At 64.3% G+C, this 16,170-nt stretch carries 17 protein-coding genes; 6 read left to right on the top strand and 11 right to left on the bottom strand.

Going from position 1 to position 16,170, the window contains the following annotated elements:
* Positions 1-17 precede the first annotated feature (17 nt).
* Genes ROSMUCSMR3_RS15615 through denD form a run of 8 tightly spaced genes read right to left on the bottom strand, consistent with a single transcriptional unit; the run spans position 18 to position 7,406 of the window.
* Positions 18-785, bottom strand: a complete 768-nt coding sequence (locus tag ROSMUCSMR3_RS15615; RefSeq protein WP_081507904.1) for a hydroxypyruvate isomerase family protein — start codon at positions 783-785, stop codon at positions 18-20.
* Positions 785-1,429 carry a 3-oxo-tetronate 4-phosphate decarboxylase gene (gene otnC, locus ROSMUCSMR3_RS15610; RefSeq protein WP_081507903.1) on the bottom strand — a complete coding sequence of 215 codons (645 nt, stop codon included), beginning with the start codon at positions 1,427-1,429 and terminating at the stop codon, positions 785-787. Before otnC ends, ROSMUCSMR3_RS15615 begins: the two co-directional genes overlap by 1 nt.
* A complete protein-coding gene (gene otnK, locus ROSMUCSMR3_RS15605) occupies positions 1,426-2,667 on the bottom strand; it encodes a 3-oxo-tetronate kinase (RefSeq protein ID WP_081507902.1) in 1,242 nt (413 codons plus the stop codon). The genes otnC and otnK overlap by 4 nt, the downstream gene beginning before the upstream one ends.
* On the bottom strand, positions 2,667-3,557 hold the full coding sequence (gene ltnD / locus ROSMUCSMR3_RS15600; protein ID WP_081507901.1) for an L-threonate dehydrogenase: 891 nt from the start codon (positions 3,555-3,557) through the stop codon (positions 2,667-2,669). Before ltnD ends, otnK begins: the two co-directional genes overlap by 1 nt.
* Positions 3,554-4,840, bottom strand: coding sequence for a TRAP transporter large permease (locus tag ROSMUCSMR3_RS15595; protein ID WP_008279869.1), 1,287 nt, complete (start codon positions 4,838-4,840; stop codon positions 3,554-3,556). Before ROSMUCSMR3_RS15595 ends, ltnD begins: the two co-directional genes overlap by 4 nt.
* On the bottom strand, positions 4,837-5,337 hold the full coding sequence (locus ROSMUCSMR3_RS15590) for a TRAP transporter small permease (protein ID WP_008279867.1): 501 nt from the start codon (positions 5,335-5,337) through the stop codon (positions 4,837-4,839). Before ROSMUCSMR3_RS15590 ends, ROSMUCSMR3_RS15595 begins: the two co-directional genes overlap by 4 nt.
* Positions 5,338-5,397: 60 nt before the next feature.
* A complete protein-coding gene (locus tag ROSMUCSMR3_RS15585) occupies positions 5,398-6,366 on the bottom strand; it encodes a TRAP transporter substrate-binding protein (protein WP_081507900.1) in 969 nt (322 codons plus the stop codon).
* Between the two features lie 56 nt (positions 6,367-6,422).
* A complete protein-coding gene (gene denD / locus ROSMUCSMR3_RS15580; RefSeq protein ID WP_081507899.1) occupies positions 6,423-7,406 on the bottom strand; it encodes a D-erythronate dehydrogenase in 984 nt (327 codons plus the stop codon).
* 471 nt (positions 7,407-7,877) lie between these two features.
* On the opposite strand from denD, the gene ROSMUCSMR3_RS15575 reads away from it, so the two are divergent.
* Positions 7,878-8,903, top strand: coding sequence for a LacI family DNA-binding transcriptional regulator (locus ROSMUCSMR3_RS15575; protein ID WP_081507898.1), 1,026 nt, complete (start codon positions 7,878-7,880; stop codon positions 8,901-8,903).
* A gap of 64 nt (positions 8,904-8,967) precedes the next feature.
* On the top strand, positions 8,968-10,290 hold the full coding sequence (locus ROSMUCSMR3_RS15570) for an ABC1 kinase family protein (RefSeq protein WP_081507897.1): 1,323 nt from the start codon (positions 8,968-8,970) through the stop codon (positions 10,288-10,290).
* A 9-nt stretch (positions 10,291-10,299) separates the two neighbouring features.
* Here the strand turns inward: ROSMUCSMR3_RS15570 and ROSMUCSMR3_RS15565 are convergent, their stop codons facing one another.
* Entirely contained in the window at positions 10,300-11,811 is a 1,512-nt protein-coding gene (locus ROSMUCSMR3_RS15565; RefSeq protein ID WP_237183462.1) for a S8 family serine peptidase, read from the bottom strand.
* Positions 11,812-11,910: 99 nt separating this feature from the next.
* Between ROSMUCSMR3_RS15565 and ROSMUCSMR3_RS15560 the strand changes: the two genes are divergently transcribed.
* Together ROSMUCSMR3_RS15560 and ROSMUCSMR3_RS15555 are read left to right on the top strand one after the other, a co-directional pair.
* The gene (locus tag ROSMUCSMR3_RS15560) at positions 11,911-12,417 is read left to right on the top strand and encodes an RNA polymerase sigma factor (protein WP_081507895.1); all 507 of its coding nucleotides are present in this window, start codon (positions 11,911-11,913) and stop codon (positions 12,415-12,417) included.
* Positions 12,418-12,444: 27 nt separating this feature from the next.
* The gene (locus ROSMUCSMR3_RS15555) at positions 12,445-13,179 is read left to right on the top strand and encodes an anti-sigma factor family protein (protein ID WP_081507894.1); all 735 of its coding nucleotides are present in this window, start codon (positions 12,445-12,447) and stop codon (positions 13,177-13,179) included.
* A gap of 24 nt (positions 13,180-13,203) precedes the next feature.
* On the opposite strand, the gene ROSMUCSMR3_RS15550 is transcribed toward ROSMUCSMR3_RS15555, so the two are convergent.
* On the bottom strand, positions 13,204-14,091 hold the full coding sequence (locus ROSMUCSMR3_RS15550; RefSeq protein ID WP_008279858.1) for a LysR family transcriptional regulator: 888 nt from the start codon (positions 14,089-14,091) through the stop codon (positions 13,204-13,206).
* Between the two features lie 127 nt (positions 14,092-14,218).
* Between ROSMUCSMR3_RS15550 and ROSMUCSMR3_RS15545 the strand changes: the two genes are divergently transcribed.
* Entirely contained in the window at positions 14,219-14,815 is a 597-nt protein-coding gene (locus ROSMUCSMR3_RS15545) for an amino acid synthesis family protein (RefSeq protein WP_037297273.1), read from the top strand.
* Positions 14,816-15,610, top strand: coding sequence for an alpha/beta fold hydrolase (locus tag ROSMUCSMR3_RS15540; protein WP_081507893.1), 795 nt, complete (start codon positions 14,816-14,818; stop codon positions 15,608-15,610).
* A 2-nt stretch (positions 15,611-15,612) separates the two neighbouring features.
* On the opposite strand, the gene ROSMUCSMR3_RS15535 is transcribed toward ROSMUCSMR3_RS15540, so the two are convergent.
* Entirely contained in the window at positions 15,613-16,128 is a 516-nt protein-coding gene (locus tag ROSMUCSMR3_RS15535; protein ID WP_081507892.1) for a GNAT family N-acetyltransferase, read from the bottom strand.
* Positions 16,129-16,170: the final 42 nt, after the last annotated feature.

Below are 16,170 nucleotides of genomic sequence, written 5' to 3'. Positions count from 1 at the left end.
TGCTGCTGCGTGCAGTTTCAGGCGAACCGCGTCAACCATCCCAAACTTGCCTCTGTGCCCGCCTCACCGGGCCGGTACTCTGCCCCGAACGGCCCTGGCCAGCCGAGCGCCGCAATCTGCGGCAAAAGCCAGCCATAATCCACCTCGCCTTGGTCCGGCGCGCCACGGTCCGGCACGCCGGCAAACTGCACATGGCCAATGATAGGCTGATAGCGGGCAAAGCGGCGCAGCAAATCCCCCCCCATGATCTGCAAATGATAGCAGTCGAACATCATCCGCAAATTATCCCGCCTCAGCGCCGCGATGACAGAGGCAGCATGAGCCGTCGACGACAGGTGATACCCCGGCACATCGCGCTGATTGATGGGCTCGATCAGGATCATCAGCCCCACAGGCGCGGCCAGATCACAGGCATAGGCCAGATTGCTCCGAAATGCCGCCTCTGCCTCTGCCCCGCTATCGGTGCATCCGGCCATGACATGCACAGCCCTTGCTCCAATGGCCTGCGCATAGTCCACCGCCTGCCGGATCGCTGCGCGGGCCTCGTCCTCGCGGCCTGCAACAGCAGCCAGCCCGAAATCGCCCGCCGCGCGGTCGCCCGGCCATGTGTTCAGCCCCAGCATCGGCAGCCCGGTTTCCTCCAATGCCGCGCGCACCTCATCTGCGGCAAAGTCATAAGGAAAATGGCATTCCACCGCCGCAAATCCCGCCCGCGCCGCGGCATGAATCGCCTCGGGCAAAGGCCGGTCGGTGAATAGAAACCCCAGATTGGCCGAAAACCGCATCAGTCCCAATCCACCTCGAATTTGCGCACCACCTGCGCGATCTGCCCGGCCTCAAGCGGACGTGCCCCGGTGCCCCGCAAAATCAGCGCCAGCTTCGCGGTTTCCTCTAACTCTTCCATCGCGAACACCGCCGCCTCCAGATCCTTGGCCGCCACCACCGGGCCGTGATTGGCCAAAAGCACCGAGGCACGCCGCCCCGCCAACCCCCGGATCGCCTCGGCCATCGCGGCGTCGCCGGGCACATAGAACGGCAAAAGCGCCACCTTGCCTACCCGCATCACCGCATAGGCGGTAAGCGGCGGAATGGCATTGTCAGGGTCCGTGTCGGGCAGGATCGAGAGGGCGACGGAATGCGTGGAATGCAGATGCACCACTGCCCCCGCACTCTGCCGCGTCTCATAGAACGCCGCGTGCAGCGGCATTTCCTTGGTCGGCGGATCGCCCGAAATCAGCCGCCCGCCCGCGTCAAACCGGCTCAGCCGTGCCGGATCGAGCCGCCCCATACTGACCCCCGTCGGCGTGACCAACAGCCCGCCATCCTCGGTCCGCACCGAGATATTGCCCGAGGCCCCGCCGGTCAGCCCCCGGTCAAACAGCGACTTGGCCCAGAAACACAGGTCTTCGCGCAGGCGGTTTTCGCTCATGTCGAGGTCTCCATCCGCTGCGCCGCCTCGACAAAGAAATCCGGCCCGCCGAAATTCCCCGATTTGAGCGCCAGCACAAGGTCATGCCCCGCCCGTATCACCGGCACGCCGGGGGCAATCTCGGGTCCGATCTCAAGCTCTTTCAATCCCAACGCTTCGACCACCGCGCCCGAAGTCTCGCCGCCTGCAGTCACAAGCCGTGTCACACCACGCGCCACCAATGCGCGCGCCAGTGCCGCAAAGAGCGCCTCAATGGCCCCCGCCACTGCCACAGCGCCGAACTGCGCCTGATCCTGCGCCACCCGTGCCGGATCGGCAGAGGAATAGATCATCGCAATCCCTTCCTGCGCAGCGGCCCAATCCGCCAGATCCTCCGCCGCAACCCGGCCCGCCATGACGTCAGCCGCAGAGATTTCCCGCGCCGGATGCGCGGTTGCATGCCGCGCCACCTGCCCGCGCGTGGCCTCGGAACAGGACCCGGACAGAACGACCACCGGACCAGACTGCCCGTGCCACGCACCAGCCTTGCCCGCCAACTGCCCCCGCGCCCGAAAATTGTCAGGCAGGCCCATGGCGATCCCTGATCCCCCTGTGATCAGCGGCGACTCTGCCGCCACGTGGCCCAAGGCCACCAAATCCGCATCGCTGACCGCATCCGCGACAATCAACCGATGCTCTTGTGCCGCAAGGGCCGCCTTGATCGCCTCTGGCCCCTGCCGCACGATCTGCGCGTCCAGATGCCCGACCGTGCCGCGCACCTGTGCGCCCAGCCAGCGGCGAATATCAGGATCGGTCATCGGCGTCAGCGGATGATGCTGCAACCCGCTTTCGCTCAGCAGGCGATCCTTCACAAAGAGATGCCCTTGATAAACCGTGCGCCCCGCCCCCGGAAAGGCCGGGCAAAAGATCACCTGCCGCGCGTCCAAGGCATCGGCCAAGGCCTCGGCCACCGGGCCGATATTGCCCTCGGGCGTTGAATCAAACGTCGAGCAATATTTGAACAGGATTTGCTGGCAGCCCTGCGCGCGCAACCACTCTAGCGCCGCCAGCGCGTGCGCCACCGCCTCGGCCACAGGGATAGATCGGGATTTGAGAGCGACCACCCCCGCCTCAACCCCCGTATCGGCAGGCGCATCCGGCACGCCCACATATTGCACCGTGCGCATCCCGGCCTTGGTCAGCGTATTGGCCAGATCACTTGATCCGGTGAAATCATCGCCAATACAGCCCAGCAGCATCAGGCGTCCCCCGGCAGGCGCAATCCGGCGCGGGCCGCAATGTGTTTGGTGATGGCCGCATCATCCTCGCGCCCCAATCCCGCGCCCGACGCCGCGCGATATTCCGCCAGCGCCGCCGCAACCAGCGGCAAAGGCAGAGCCACGCGCGCGGCCATCTCTGCCACGATCCCAAGATCCTTGGGCCAGATGTCGATGGCCGAACGCGGGGCATAATCCGCCTCGATCACATGCGGCGCGCGGTTTTCGAACATCCACGAATTGCCCGCCGAGACCTTGATCACTTCCAGCACACGGGCCAGATCCAGCCCCTGCGAGGTGGCAAGGCTCAGCGCCTCGCCCATGGCCGCGATATGCACGCCCGCAAGCAATTGATTGACCGCCTTCATCGCCGATCCCGGCCCGGCGCAATCGCCCAAGCGATGCACCGTTTCGGCCAATGCCGCCAAAGCCGCATCGGCCCGGTCAAACGCCTCGGCCCGGCCTGACGCCATGATCGAAAGCCGCCCCTCGGCCGCCTTGACCGCCCCGCCGGAAATCGGCGCATCCAGATAGAGCAGCCCCCGGCGCGAGGCCTCTTCTTCCATCTCGCGGGCAAACTCCGGCGCGACCGTGGCACAGCCAAGGATCACACCGCCCGCCTGCACCCCTCCGGCCCAGCCTTGCGCCCCAAAGAGTGCATCGCGCGTCTGCGCGGCATTGAGCACAACACAAACCAGCACCGCCGCCTTGGGCGCACCCCGATTCAGCGCGCGCGCCCCCGCCGCAACCAGCAAATCGCGACGCCCCGCGTCCGGATCATGGCCATACACCTCGAACCCCGCCCGCAGCGCCGATTGCGCCATGCCAAGGCCCATCGACCCCAGCCCAACAAAATGCACGATCTCTGTCATTGTCCCACCGAAAGAATGGTCTGCATCGGCCAGAGCGTAATGGCCGGAATATAGGTGATCAGCATCAAGGCCCCGAACACGGTCAGCACGAACCAGAAAAGATGCGGAATGACCTTTTCAATCGAGAGATTGGCCACCGCACAGGCCGCGAATAGATTGACGCCCAGCGGCGGCGTGATCATCCCCAGCGCCAGATTGACCACAAGGATCAGCCCGAAATGCACGGGATCAACCCCGTAAGACACGGCAATCGGGGCCAGAATTGGCGCCAGCACAAGGATCGCCGCCGAGGTCTCGATGAACATGCCCACCACCAGCAGCATCAGGTTCACCACCAAGAGAAACGCAAAGCGGCTCTCGAAAATATCCTTGAACCAAGCCGCGATTTCATTGGGCAGACCCGAGCGCGTGATGAGAAACGAGAAGAGCGCCGCCGCCGAGATGATCAACATGATCGCCGCCGTCGCCAACACCGTCTTTTTCAGGATTTCGGGCAGGTCCGCAAACCGCAACTCGCGGTAGAACACCATGCCCACGATCACGGCGGCGGCCACAGCGGCGGCGCTCGCTTCGGTCGGCGTGAAAACGCCCGAATAAATGCCGCCCAAGATGACCACCGGCACGATCAACGCGGGCAAGGCAGACCAGAGCGCCGGGCCAACCCTTGGCCGGTCGCGCCCATCCTCAAGCCCGATACCCCGCACACGGCACAGGATCAGCACCAGGGCCATCAGCGACCCCGCCACCAAAAACCCCGGTCCGATGCCTGCAAGGAACAACTGGCCAATCGAGGTATCCGTCGACACGCCATAAAGGATCAATGGAATCGACGGCGGAATAAGCACGCCCAGTTCGGCGGAACTCGCCTGAACCGAGGCCGCCATCGGCGCGGGGTATCCATGTTTCACCATCGCCGGTATCAGGATCGCACCAATCGCAAAGGTCGTTGCCACCGACGAGCCAGAGACCGAGGCGAACATCATGCACGTCAGCACGCAAGAGGCCGCAAGCCCGCCTTGGATACCGCCCACGATGGATTTCGCCAGTTCCACCAAACGATGCGAAATCCCCCCCGCCGACATGAGATTGCCCGCCAGAATAAAAAGCGGGATCGCCATCAGCGGAAAGCTGTCGATGCCCGTGAACATGCGCTGCGCCACCAACAGCAGCGGCAAGCGCCCATTGGCCTCGATCCCGATGACCGAAGCCAGACCAATCGCCACCGCAATCGGCACGCCAGCCAGAAAAAAGATCGCGAGCGAAAGGGCAAGGGCAGCGTTCATTGCAAATCCGCCGAGAACGCAACCGCGCCCTTTTGAACCGCCCGCAACATGCAACCGAGAATGGCCAAGAGGATAAACACCGATCCCACCGGCAGCGCCGCATAGACCCAGGCAATCGAGATTTCCAACGCCGCCAGCTTTTGCGACATGACCCGTTCGGTCATCGCCCAGCCTTGCCAAAAGAGAATGCAGAAAAACACCACCGACAGGCTCATCGACACGAGGTAAAGCGCAAAGCCCAGACGGGGCGGCAAGATCTTTTGCACGATTTCAACCGCGATCATCGCCCCCTCACGGAACGCCGGGGCCACGGCCAGAAACACGCACCAGATCATCGCCGAGCGCGTGATGACCTCGGACCATGTCGACGGGTGCCCGAACACAAACCGCGTGGTCACCTGATACAGCGCAAGACCGACCGCGATCAGCAAAAAGACAATCGCCAACCGCAGGGCCAGTTGCGTGGTGATGGCCTCAAATCTCAGAAACAACGTCATGCGCGCCCTTCCGTCCGCCCCGGTGCGTGGGACGCACCGGGATCAGCTTCGTGCCTTGGATCACTCGACGGCCTTGATCCGTTCGATCATCTCGCCACCGTATTGATCCGTGTAAACGGAATACGAGGCCTGTTCCGCCAGCGCGGCAAAGGGGGCCTTGTCGATATCGGTGATCACCTCCATGCCGTTTTCCCGCAAAAGCGCAACACCCGCCTCTTCCAGCCGGTTGACCTCGGCCCGCGTCGCCGCTGCCGAGGCCTTGGCCGCCTCATCGAACCAGCCGCGCTGCTCGTCGGTCAGACCGTCCAGCAGAACCGGCGAGGCCAGAACAGCGGCAGGCGAATAGACATGCCCGGTGAGCGAGACATATTTCTGCACCTCCCAGAATTTCGACGCCGTGATCACCGTGACCGGGTTTTCCTGCCCGTCGACCACACCTTGTTGCAGGGCCGAAAACAGCTCGGGGAAGGCCATCGGCGTGGGGGCCGCGCCCATACCTTCGAACGCCGCCATATGCACCTTGTTCTCCATCGTGCGCAGCTTGAGCCCCGCCAGATCCTCTGGCGTGCGCACGGCGCGCTGCGAGTTGGTCACATGGCGAAACCCGTTCTCGGACCAGGCCAGCGCCACCAGATTATTCTTGCTGATCTCATCCAGCAATTCCTGCCCGATCTCGCCATCCAGCACAGTGCGGGCATGGTCATAGTCGCGAAACAGGAACGGCAGATCGAGCGCATAGACCTGCGGCACGAAATTCCCCAGAGGGCCGGTCGACGTGATGACCACATCCAGCGAGCCGATCTGCAAGCCTTCGATCATATCCCGCTCGCCGCCCAACTGCCCGGCGGGGGCCTGCTCGCCGGTAAAGGCACCGCCCGACAATTCGGTCAGCGTGTCGATAAAGGCCTGCGCCCCCACCCCGTAATGCGACGTGGGCGAGAGCGCATGCCCCACCACGATATTCTGTTGCGCCTCTGCCGCCGTGGCCAAACCCAGCGCGGCAAACGCTCCGAGTGCAAAATGTTTCATGTGATCCTCCTCCTTTGTTTTCGTTGGTTCAGTCCACCGGGGCCTCCCGCACCCCGTTAGCCTGTTGTCAGACTATCCATATATTCGCGAACAATCTCGGCAAAATCCCGGTTGGGTGCAAATCCCAGCGCCTCGGCGCGTGGCGTCATGATCTGCCCCGGCCATGTGCTCACGATCCGCTCGATCGCGGCATCGGGCTGCTCTGTCACCCGCGCCGCCACCTCTGCGCCCGCCACGGCCTCTAGCGTTTCCAGCATCGCGCCAACTGTCACCGAAATCCCCGGCAAGGTGACGGTGGTCTCCAGCCCCAGATCGGCTTGCGCCAGCCCAATGGCGGTCAGCGTATAGTCAAGCGCCTTGGCAGGCGAGGCCAGATGCATCCGCAATCCGCGCCCCACCGGCAACTCGGCCGCAACACCGGCCAACGGCTCGCGGATGATCCCGCTGGCAAAGCCTGATGCGGCGCGGTTGGGCTTGCCCGCCCGCACCGCGATGGTCGGATAGCGCAGCGCGCGGCCTTTGATAAATCCCTTGCGGCTGGCATCGCGCACCAGCAACTCGCCCATCAGCTTTTGCGTGCCATAAGAAGACAGCGGCGCAGGCAAGGTCTCTTCTGAAATCGTGTCATTGTCGGCGCAGGAAAACACCGCGACCGACGAGGAAAAGACAAAGACCGGCGGCTTGCGCAGGCTACGGCAGGCGTCGATCAGGGCAATCGTGGATTGCAGGTTAACGGCCATGCCCAGCGCGTAATCCTCTTCTGCCTGCCCCGAGACGACACCGGCCAGATGGATCACCAGTTCGGGCGCATCCTCGACAATCCGCGCCAGCACGTCGGCACTGCCCAAGGGGCCGGGCACCGCATGCACCCGTCGGCAGGACTGCGCCAGATCAGCCAACGGAGCCTCGGCAATATCGGTGGCCAAGATGGCCGCGATCCGGCGGTCCTGTCCGTCCACGATCAGGCTGTCACGCTCAGAGAGCGCGCGAACAACGCGCTGACCGATAAATCCCGCCGCTCCGGTAATCAGAATACGCACGCCAAATCCCCCTCGACCCAGACTGAACCAAGTTATGACAGCGCTGTCAACATGGTTCTAACCCACCGCCTCATTGCCGCAAGATCGGCGCGCGCGCCAATTTACAAACGACAGCGATCCGGCCTGACAGGCACCTTGGCCCCTATCCCCAAGGTGCGGCCTCAAAGCGCCGCGGTCACCGCCGCGCAGCACCCGCCTGTCCCCTCGGACGGGCACTGTTACTTCAAATCAAAACATTGATAATTATCATATATTTTCAGAAACGAAATGCCCGCCCGTCAAATTACAGCGCCTATGCAACGGACGATCACCGCGCGGTTCATCGCTTGGGGTCAAGGTCTATTTCTGCCCGAACAGAACCTGCCCCGCCATTCCTCTCAGTCTCAAACATCAGGTGCCACCAGCCCCAAAAATCATTCCTCTGCTACAGATTCTCAATGACAGCGCCGTCATTTTGCGCAATCTGGGGATATGGACCCGAACGCGCCCGAACCCCCTATCCGTCGGCCCACCCTCTCTCAGGTGGCCAAGGCCGCAGGCGTCAGCGAGATCACCGCCAGCCGCGCCTTGCGGGGCGGCAGCGCCGTGGCCAAATCCACCCGCCAAAAGGTCGAGCGCGCCGCACAGGCCCTAAACTACATGCCAAACCGCCTTGCCGGAACGCTCGCGGGCGGGGCGTCGCGCCAGATCGCGGTGGTCCTGCCCTCGCTCTCCAACATCGTCTTTGCCGATGTGCTCAAAGGGCTGGAGCGTCGGCTTGAGGATGATGGCTATCATCCGATCTTGGGCATTTCGCATTACGACGCCAGCCGCGAAGAACACCTGCTGCGCGATCTTTTGTCATGGCGACCAGCAGGCCTCGTTCTTGCGCCCACCTCTGGCAACGCGGCCACGCGCGCACTCTTGCGTGCCGCCGAACTGCCCGTGGTCGAGGTGATGGATACAGACCCAGACCCCGCCGATCTGGCCGTGGGCTTTTCGCACCGCGCCGCAGGCCGAACCATGGCGCATTACCTGATCGGGCGCGGGTATCGCCGGATGGCCTATATCGGCCATGACATCGCCACAGATTTCCGCGCCCTTGCCCGGCTGGACGGCTTCAAGGATGCGCTAAGCGACGCGGGCCTCACCCTATCCGACACGCTTATCCTCGATGGTCCCTCCTCTGTGCCCTTGGGACGAGAAGGGCTGGCCCGGTTGCTCAGCCAGAGCAAGGCAGCCCCCGATGCGGTCTTTTTTTCCAATGACGACATGGCTGTCGGTGGGGTCTTTCATTGTCAAACCGCCGGTCTCGCGCTGCCCCATGACATCGCCTTGGCCGGGTTCAACGGGCTGAGTATCGGGCAGGCATTGCCCACGCCGCTGACCACCATCGCCTCGAACCGCGAACATATCGGCTATGTCGCCGCCGACCACATCCTGCGCCGCCTCAAGGGCGAGGCCCCGCCCCGGATCACGCAAATTGACTTTCGCCTTGTACCCGGTGCCACGGCCTAAGGCTGGCAATCGCGCGCGCCCGCCCCATCTAGCCCCTCACCAAGGCTGAGCAGAGGCAGGCGGCATGACCGAACAGAACAATCAGACCCGCACCGCCCCCGTGCCCGGCCACCGCATTGGGCGCATGCTGCGGCTGGGTGGCATGACCACCGGCATCATGGGGGATATGCTGGCCGGTGGCCTGCGCCAGATGGCGCAGGGCCAGCGCCCGCATCTGCCCGGCCTCTTGCTCAGCCCCGCCACGGCCCGCCGCGTCACCCGCGATCTGGGTCAGATGCGGGGCGCTGCGATGAAACTGGGGCAGATGCTCTCGATGGATACAGGCCTTGTGCTGCCGCCCGAGATGACCGCAATCATGGCGGCATTGCGGGCCGAGGCCCCGCATATGCCACCCAAGCAGTTGCAATCCGTGCTTAACACCGCATGGGGCACAGGCTGGTATGGGCGGTTCAAGCGCTTTGATTTGCGCCCCTTCGCCGCCGCCTCTATCGGACAGGTCCACCGCGCCCAAACGCCCGATGGTCGCGATCTGGCCATCAAGGTGCAATATCCCGGCGTGCGCGCCAGCATCGACAGCGATATCGACAATCTGGCAACGCTCCTGCGCGTTCCGGGTCTTATCCCGCGCGAGATGGACCTTGCCCCGATGCTGCACGAGGCCAAGGCGCAACTGCATCAAGAGGCGGATTATATCGCAGAGGCCCGCCACCTGACGGCGTTTCAGACGCTTCTGTCTGGCTCAGATGCATTCCGCCTGCCCGAGCTGCACCCCGACCTCAGCACGCCCGAGGTGCTGGCCATGACCTATGTCGACAGCCAACCCATAGATGCACTGACCGATGCGCCCCAAGATCTGCGCGATCACGTGGCGCAACAGTTGATTGACCTGACCTTGCGTGAACTGTTGGAGTTTGGCCTGATGCAGACCGATCCCAATCTGGCCAATTACCGCTTTGATCCCGCCTCGGGACGGATCGTGCTTTTGGATTTCGGGGCGGTGATGGCGATTGATCCGGCCCTCACCGAGGAGTTTCGCACCCTGCTCAACGCGGCATTGGACGAGGATGCCGCACGCACCCGCGCGGCCATGCTGCGTATCGGCTATTTCAGCGCCGCCACCGCCCCCCGGCATCAGGCCCTGATCCTCGAGATGTTCAACACCGCCATGGCCCCGCTGCGCCAAAGCACAGCGTTTGATTTCGGGGCCTCCGATCTGGTCCGCACCCTGCGCGACATGGGTATGGCCATGGGCTCAGAGCGTGAGTTGACGCATGTGCCGCCCCCCGCCACGATGTTCCTGCATCGCAAGATCGGCGGCATTTACCTTTTGGCCAGCAAATTGGGTGCCCGCGTCGCACTGCGCCCACTGCTTGAGCGCCACCGCTGAGAACGGCGCCTAGTCGGCCAGAACCGGCAAGATTGCCGCGTCTCCCAGCACCGGGCAACGCCCACCCAGATCCAGCAACCCATGGCCAAAGATGTCATCCACGCCCGGCGCGCCCAGATCGGCGGCGCTCTGGCTAAGCGCCGCGCGCAGCTCTGCCGGGGTCATCCCCGGATTGCCCTGTTGCCAGAGCGCCACCGCCGCCGTCACATAAGGCACCGCAAAAGAGGTGCCGGTTTTCCACCGCGCCCCCTGAACCGAGGCCGCAGTCCAGACCTCGACCCCCGGTGCCGCCAGATCCACATGCGGCCCCCGCCCGGCGCGGCGATAGATCCCCCCGGCCTTGTCCACCGCTGTCACGGCAATCACGCTGTCATAGGCGGCGGGATAGGCGGGCGGCGCGTTTGGCCCGCCATTCCCCGCCGCTGCCACCACAACGACAGTCTGCGCCGCCTCAAGCGCTGCCAACGTCTCTTGCAAGACGCTGTTGGGCGGCCCCGCAAGGCTGAGGTTGATCACCGTCGCCCCGGCCCCGACCAGCTGATCAAGGCCCCGTACCAGCGTAAAGGCATCGGCGCGCTCATCCCCCGACTCCTTGTGAAACGCATCCACCGCCACCAGCGGAACTCCCGGCAAGAGCCCCGGCGCACGGGAGGCCGGATCGCCCACCAGCAGCGCCGCCACCGCCGTGCCATGAATGGCACTCGAGGCGTTGTAATCCTCAGGGGCCACCCGCGTCAGTGCCACCTGCGCGCCCGTAAGCGCGCTGTGATCGGTGTTGATCCCGGTGTCGATCATCCCGATCGTCACCGGCGCACCGCATCCCTGCGGCCCCAGAGGGTTGGGCCAGTCAATCAGGGCCCGCGCCGGACAATGCAGCCCCTCACAAGGCAGGGGATCACTGGTCTCCTCATCCGGCGCGCGGCTTTCCTCGGCTTCGACCCGGTAATAATGGTTGAAATCCGCCGTCTCGCCGGTGGGCAACGCCTGCACCGCCGCCCGCGCCTCGTCCAGCGTGGTGCCCTCTGGCACCGAAAGGCGTTGGATGTTCACACCAAGGCTAACCAGATCAATGCGGTCGATAATGCCATAGCCCTGCGCCACCAAAGCGGCGGCATCCACATCATTCAGCCCGCGCGCAATGATTTCGTTGGGGGCTTCGGTTGGGCGTGGCGCTGCACGGGGGGCTTGGGCGCGGGCGGCCTGCCGCGCAGGTTCTGGCAACGCGCCCCGAAAGAGCGCACGCAGATTGCGGCGATAGTCGCGAAGCGTGGTCTCACCCGTTCCAATCCCGCCAGACTTGCCACCGCTTCGGCTGCCACTGCTGCTGCTACTGCTGCTGCTACTGCTGCTGCTCCCGTCATCCCCATCATCCCCGTCGCCGTCGCCGTCACCATCACCATCACCGCCGTCGCCGTCATCGGCCCAAGCCATCGAAGCAGAAAAGCCCCCCTCAGGCCAAGGTCCAAGAGGCACAAGCCCAAGGATCAGAACCCAGACCAGTATCGCTCGTAACACGCGCACGGAATTTCCCCTCTTGTCGCCTTGCCTCAACATGCCATGTTACACAAAACGCTGTAACCCCGGTTTTATTCCCGCCCCCGTTTCAAAGGCCGCGCCGCAATGCCAGACAAGTTTACCGAGGATGTCGTGGCCTTGCTGCCTGCCCTCAAACGCTTTGCCCTCTCGCTCTGCCGTCGGGGCGATCTGGCCGATGATCTGGTGCAGATCACCGCCGAACGGGCGTTTCGCGCCCGCGACCGGTTTGACCCCGCGACCCAATTGCAACCCTGGCTCTTTCGCATCCTGCGCAATGCCTGGATCGACACGCTGCGCCGCGATGCCACCCGTGGTGAGGTGGTGGACATCCACGAAAGCCCCCAGCCCGATCCCTTGGACAGCGCCGCCCAAACCGATGATCGCCTGACCCTGAACGCCGTGCGTCGCGCGATGGAGGAATTGCCCAACGACCAGCGGCAGGTCTTGCACCTCGTCTGCATCGAAGGGCTCAGCTATGCCGAAACCGCCGCCACTCTCGACATTCCCCAAGGCACCGTGATGAGCCGCCTCAGTCGGGCGCGCTTAGCGCTTGCAAAATCCGTGGGAATAGACCGAGACCCCAGCCGTTAACCCCGTGTCAGGGGAAGGATCACACCGATGCAGATGGATGACGACAGATTGATGGCCCTCGCCGATGGCGAGATCACCGGCAGCGAAGCCGAGGCGTTGCACGACCGCATCGCCGCAGACCCGGACTTGGCCGAGCGCTATGCGCTTTTTGTCGAGACCGCGGAATTGGCGCGCCAAGCGATGCAGGACCTGCCCGAGGCGCAGGTTTCCGACGCGCTCGTCGCACGCATCCGCGCGATGGGCGCGGCCAGCGCCCCGCCAGAGGCCTCTAACGTGGTGCCCCTTCGCACCGCGCCAGCGCCCGCCGCGCCAACCCGCTGGCAGCCGATGGCACTCGCCGCCAGTCTTGCGCTTGCCGTGGGTCTGGGCGCGGGGCTGATGCTGTCAAACGGGGCTGAAACGCCGGTTGGTGCGCCCTTCAGCACCGCCCTGACCGAACATTTGGACAGCCTGCCTTCGGGCAATGCCGCGCAACTGCCCGATGGCACCGCCCTGACGGTGGTCGCCTCCTTCACCGATGCCGCAGGCCAGTTCTGCCGGGAATATGAGGCGGCAACGCCCGGACGCGGTGGCTTTGTCGCCGTCGCCTGCCGCGAGGATGCCGGATGGCAGCTGCAATTTGCCATGGCGCAAGCCGGTAACGCAGGGGCCGAGGCCGGATATGCCCCCGCCTCCGCGCTCGAAACGCTTGATGCCTATTTCACCGCCACCGGCGCAGGCCAGCCGATGACCCCGGACCAAGAGCGCGGCTTTCTGCGGTAAGGGGGCTGCGGGGCGCAAGGCACCCTAACCCGGAATGACAAACCGCCGGTCCGGATGCTCCAGCCAATCCGCAGATCGCGCCCTCAGCGCGCCCACCAAGGGCGCGAACCAATCCCAATTGGCCGCCGCACTGTCATTCACCACCAGCATCTTCTTGCGGCTATAGATCGGGGCCTCGCGCAACTCAAAAAGCCGCCCCTCCGACACCAGTGGTGCCGCCAGCGCACGCGGCAGATAGGCCGAGCCCCCCCGCTCCAGCAGGAATTGCAGCGCCCAAAACGAACTGTCAAAACTCACCCGCGCGATTCCGGCATCGTGATACGTCTCGCCATGGGCGCGGCGATACTCCTCGCCATGATCCACGAAAATATACTTGGGATCAGCCCGGATCGAAGTCACTTCGCGGTCAGAATAGAGCACCAATTCCTCGGGCGGCAACGCATGCGCGGTCTGATTGCCCCGCGCCGAGGCCCCATAGGTCAGGATCACATCCACCAGCCCCGCCGCCAGCCAATCCTCCAACTCGCGCCCGCCGCCCTGCTGCACCGACACCGCCATATCAGGATGGCCCTGCACCACCCCGTCAAAAAACGCCCGCCCCGGCCCGTGCCACAACTCGCGGTCACAGCCAAAGGTGCAGACCGAACTCAACCCCGCAGGCAGGCCCGTTTCATAGCGCGCCTGCCGCCAAAGCCCGGTCATGATCCGCGCATAGCGCAACAGCTTGGTGCCTGCAGGCGTCAGCGTCGTGCCCGATTTCTGCCGATTGAGAAGCTGTTGGCCCAACTCCTCTTCCAGCGATTTGAGCCGCGCTGTCACCGTTGATTGCGTCACGTTCAGCTTTTGCGAGGCCCGCACCAGATTGCCGGTCTCGACAATGGCCAGAAACGTCTGCAGGGCGGTGATGTTCATAGGGGTGCGCTCTCAATTCGAATTTCCCGCATATTTGCAGCAAAACAATTCGTTTTCAAGAATGCTGCTTTTGTGCGAATTTCCCCCGACCCGCCGCCTCGGCACCCCAGAACACGCAGGACAGACCATGACCCTAGAGCTTCGCCGCAGCCTTACCCTCGTGCAACGCACCCACCGCGAAGGCGGCAAGGACGTCGCCGACCCCACGCTGCTGGTCGCCGCCCTGGCGATCATTCGCAACCCGTGGTTCGGGCGCGGCCATGTCGAGGATCTCGGCCCCGAAATCCGCGATCAAGGCCCGGTTCTTGGCCGCCTGCTGACCGACATGATCCTTGATGTCACCGGCGACCGGCTTGAGGGATATGGCAAGGCCAGCGTCGTGGGTATGGGTGGCGAATTGGAACATGCCATGGCCCTCACCCATACGCTCTGGTTCGGCAACCAGTTCCGCGATGCGGTCAAGGCCAAGACCTATCTCGCGTTTACAAACACACGCGGTGCCGCAGGCGCAGCGCTGATGATCCCGCTGATGGACAAGGACGACGCCGGGCGGCGCTCGCATTACCAGACCATCCACACCGTTGTGCCGGACGCGCCCGCCGAGGATGAAATCATCCTCGCCCTTGGTGCCTCGGTGGGCGGTCATCCGCATCACCGCATCGGCAACCGCTACGAAGATCTGCGCGAGATGGGCCATGATGTCGACAATCCGGCGGGGGTCTGAATGGCGCGCACACCCGAGGGCACGGCCTATGACCTGACCGGGCCTTTGGATGCACCTCACGTGGTGCTGATCCACGGCCTCGGCCTCTCGCGCCACAGCACATGGGGGGTGATCGCCCCTCTGCTTGCCCGACACTTTCGCGTGCTCTGCTACGATCTGCCCGGCCACGGTCAAAGCACGCCGCACCCCGGCCCGCTTACCCTCACCGCGCTCTCAACCCAACTCATCTCCTTGATGGACCGGCTCGACATTCCGCGCGCGGCCCTCGTGGGGTTTTCGCTGGGGGGCATGATCAACCGGCGCGCAGCGCTTGATCATCCTGCCCGCGTGACCGCCCTCGCGATCCTCAATTCCCCCCACGAACGCGCCCCCGATCTTCAGGCGCGGGTCGCGGCGCAGGCGCGGGATGCCGCTGCGGGCGGTCCGGCGGCCACGATCGACGCCGCGTTGGACCGCTGGTTCACCCCAGAATTTCGCGCAGAAAACCCCGCCAAGGTAGACGCCATCCGCCAGACCGTGCTCGCCACCGATCCCGCCAGCTACGCGGCGCATCGGTTGGTGCTGGCAGAGGGCGTGACCGAATTGATCCGGCCCCAGCCACCTCTGACACCGCCCGCGCTTGTCATGACCTGCGAGAATGACAGTGGCTCGACACCTGCCATGGCCGAGGCGATCGCGTCAGAGATCGCAGGCAGCCAGTGCCATATCCACCCCGCCCTGCGCCACCTCGGGTTGATTGAGGCGCCACAGGCCTTCGCGGGCAGGCTCACGCAATTCCTAAGCCGACATGCCTGAGCTTAGTCAGCCGCGTCGCCCAGCCATTTATACATGACGCGCGCATCCACCAGACCGGCCTCAGGATGGCGAAAGGCCCGTGGCAAATGGCCGACTGTCTCAAACCCAAGGCTCTGCCAAAGCGCAATCGCGCCCCGGTTGGTCTCGACCACGAAATTGAACTGCATCGCCAGATAGCCCAATTCGCGGGCCTCGTCCTGAGAATGCACACACATGGCCCGCGCAATACCCTGCCCGCGCGCGGCCTCAGCCACCATATAGCCGGCGTTGCACACATGCGCCCCGCCACCGGCCTGATTTGTCTTGAGATAATAGGTGCCCAGCACCTCGCCACCGCGCTCAGCCACATAGGTGGCGCGCGGCATCTCCATCCACAGAGAACGCACCGCCTCGCGGGTCAGCCCCGGTTCGATGGCATAGGTATCGCCTGCCCGGATCACATCCCGCAGGATGGGCCAGAGCGCTGCGAAATCCGCCTCGCGCGCCAGCCTGATGATGATACCCGCCTGATCTGTCATACCATACTCCCCCGCCCGCCATGGCTAGCGGCGGGCGCAGGG

This window comes from Roseovarius mucosus (assembly GCF_002080415.1).
Classification (GTDB): Bacteria; Pseudomonadota; Alphaproteobacteria; order Rhodobacterales; family Rhodobacteraceae; genus Roseovarius; species Roseovarius mucosus_A.
This window is presented reverse-complemented; position numbering and strand designations above follow the sequence as displayed.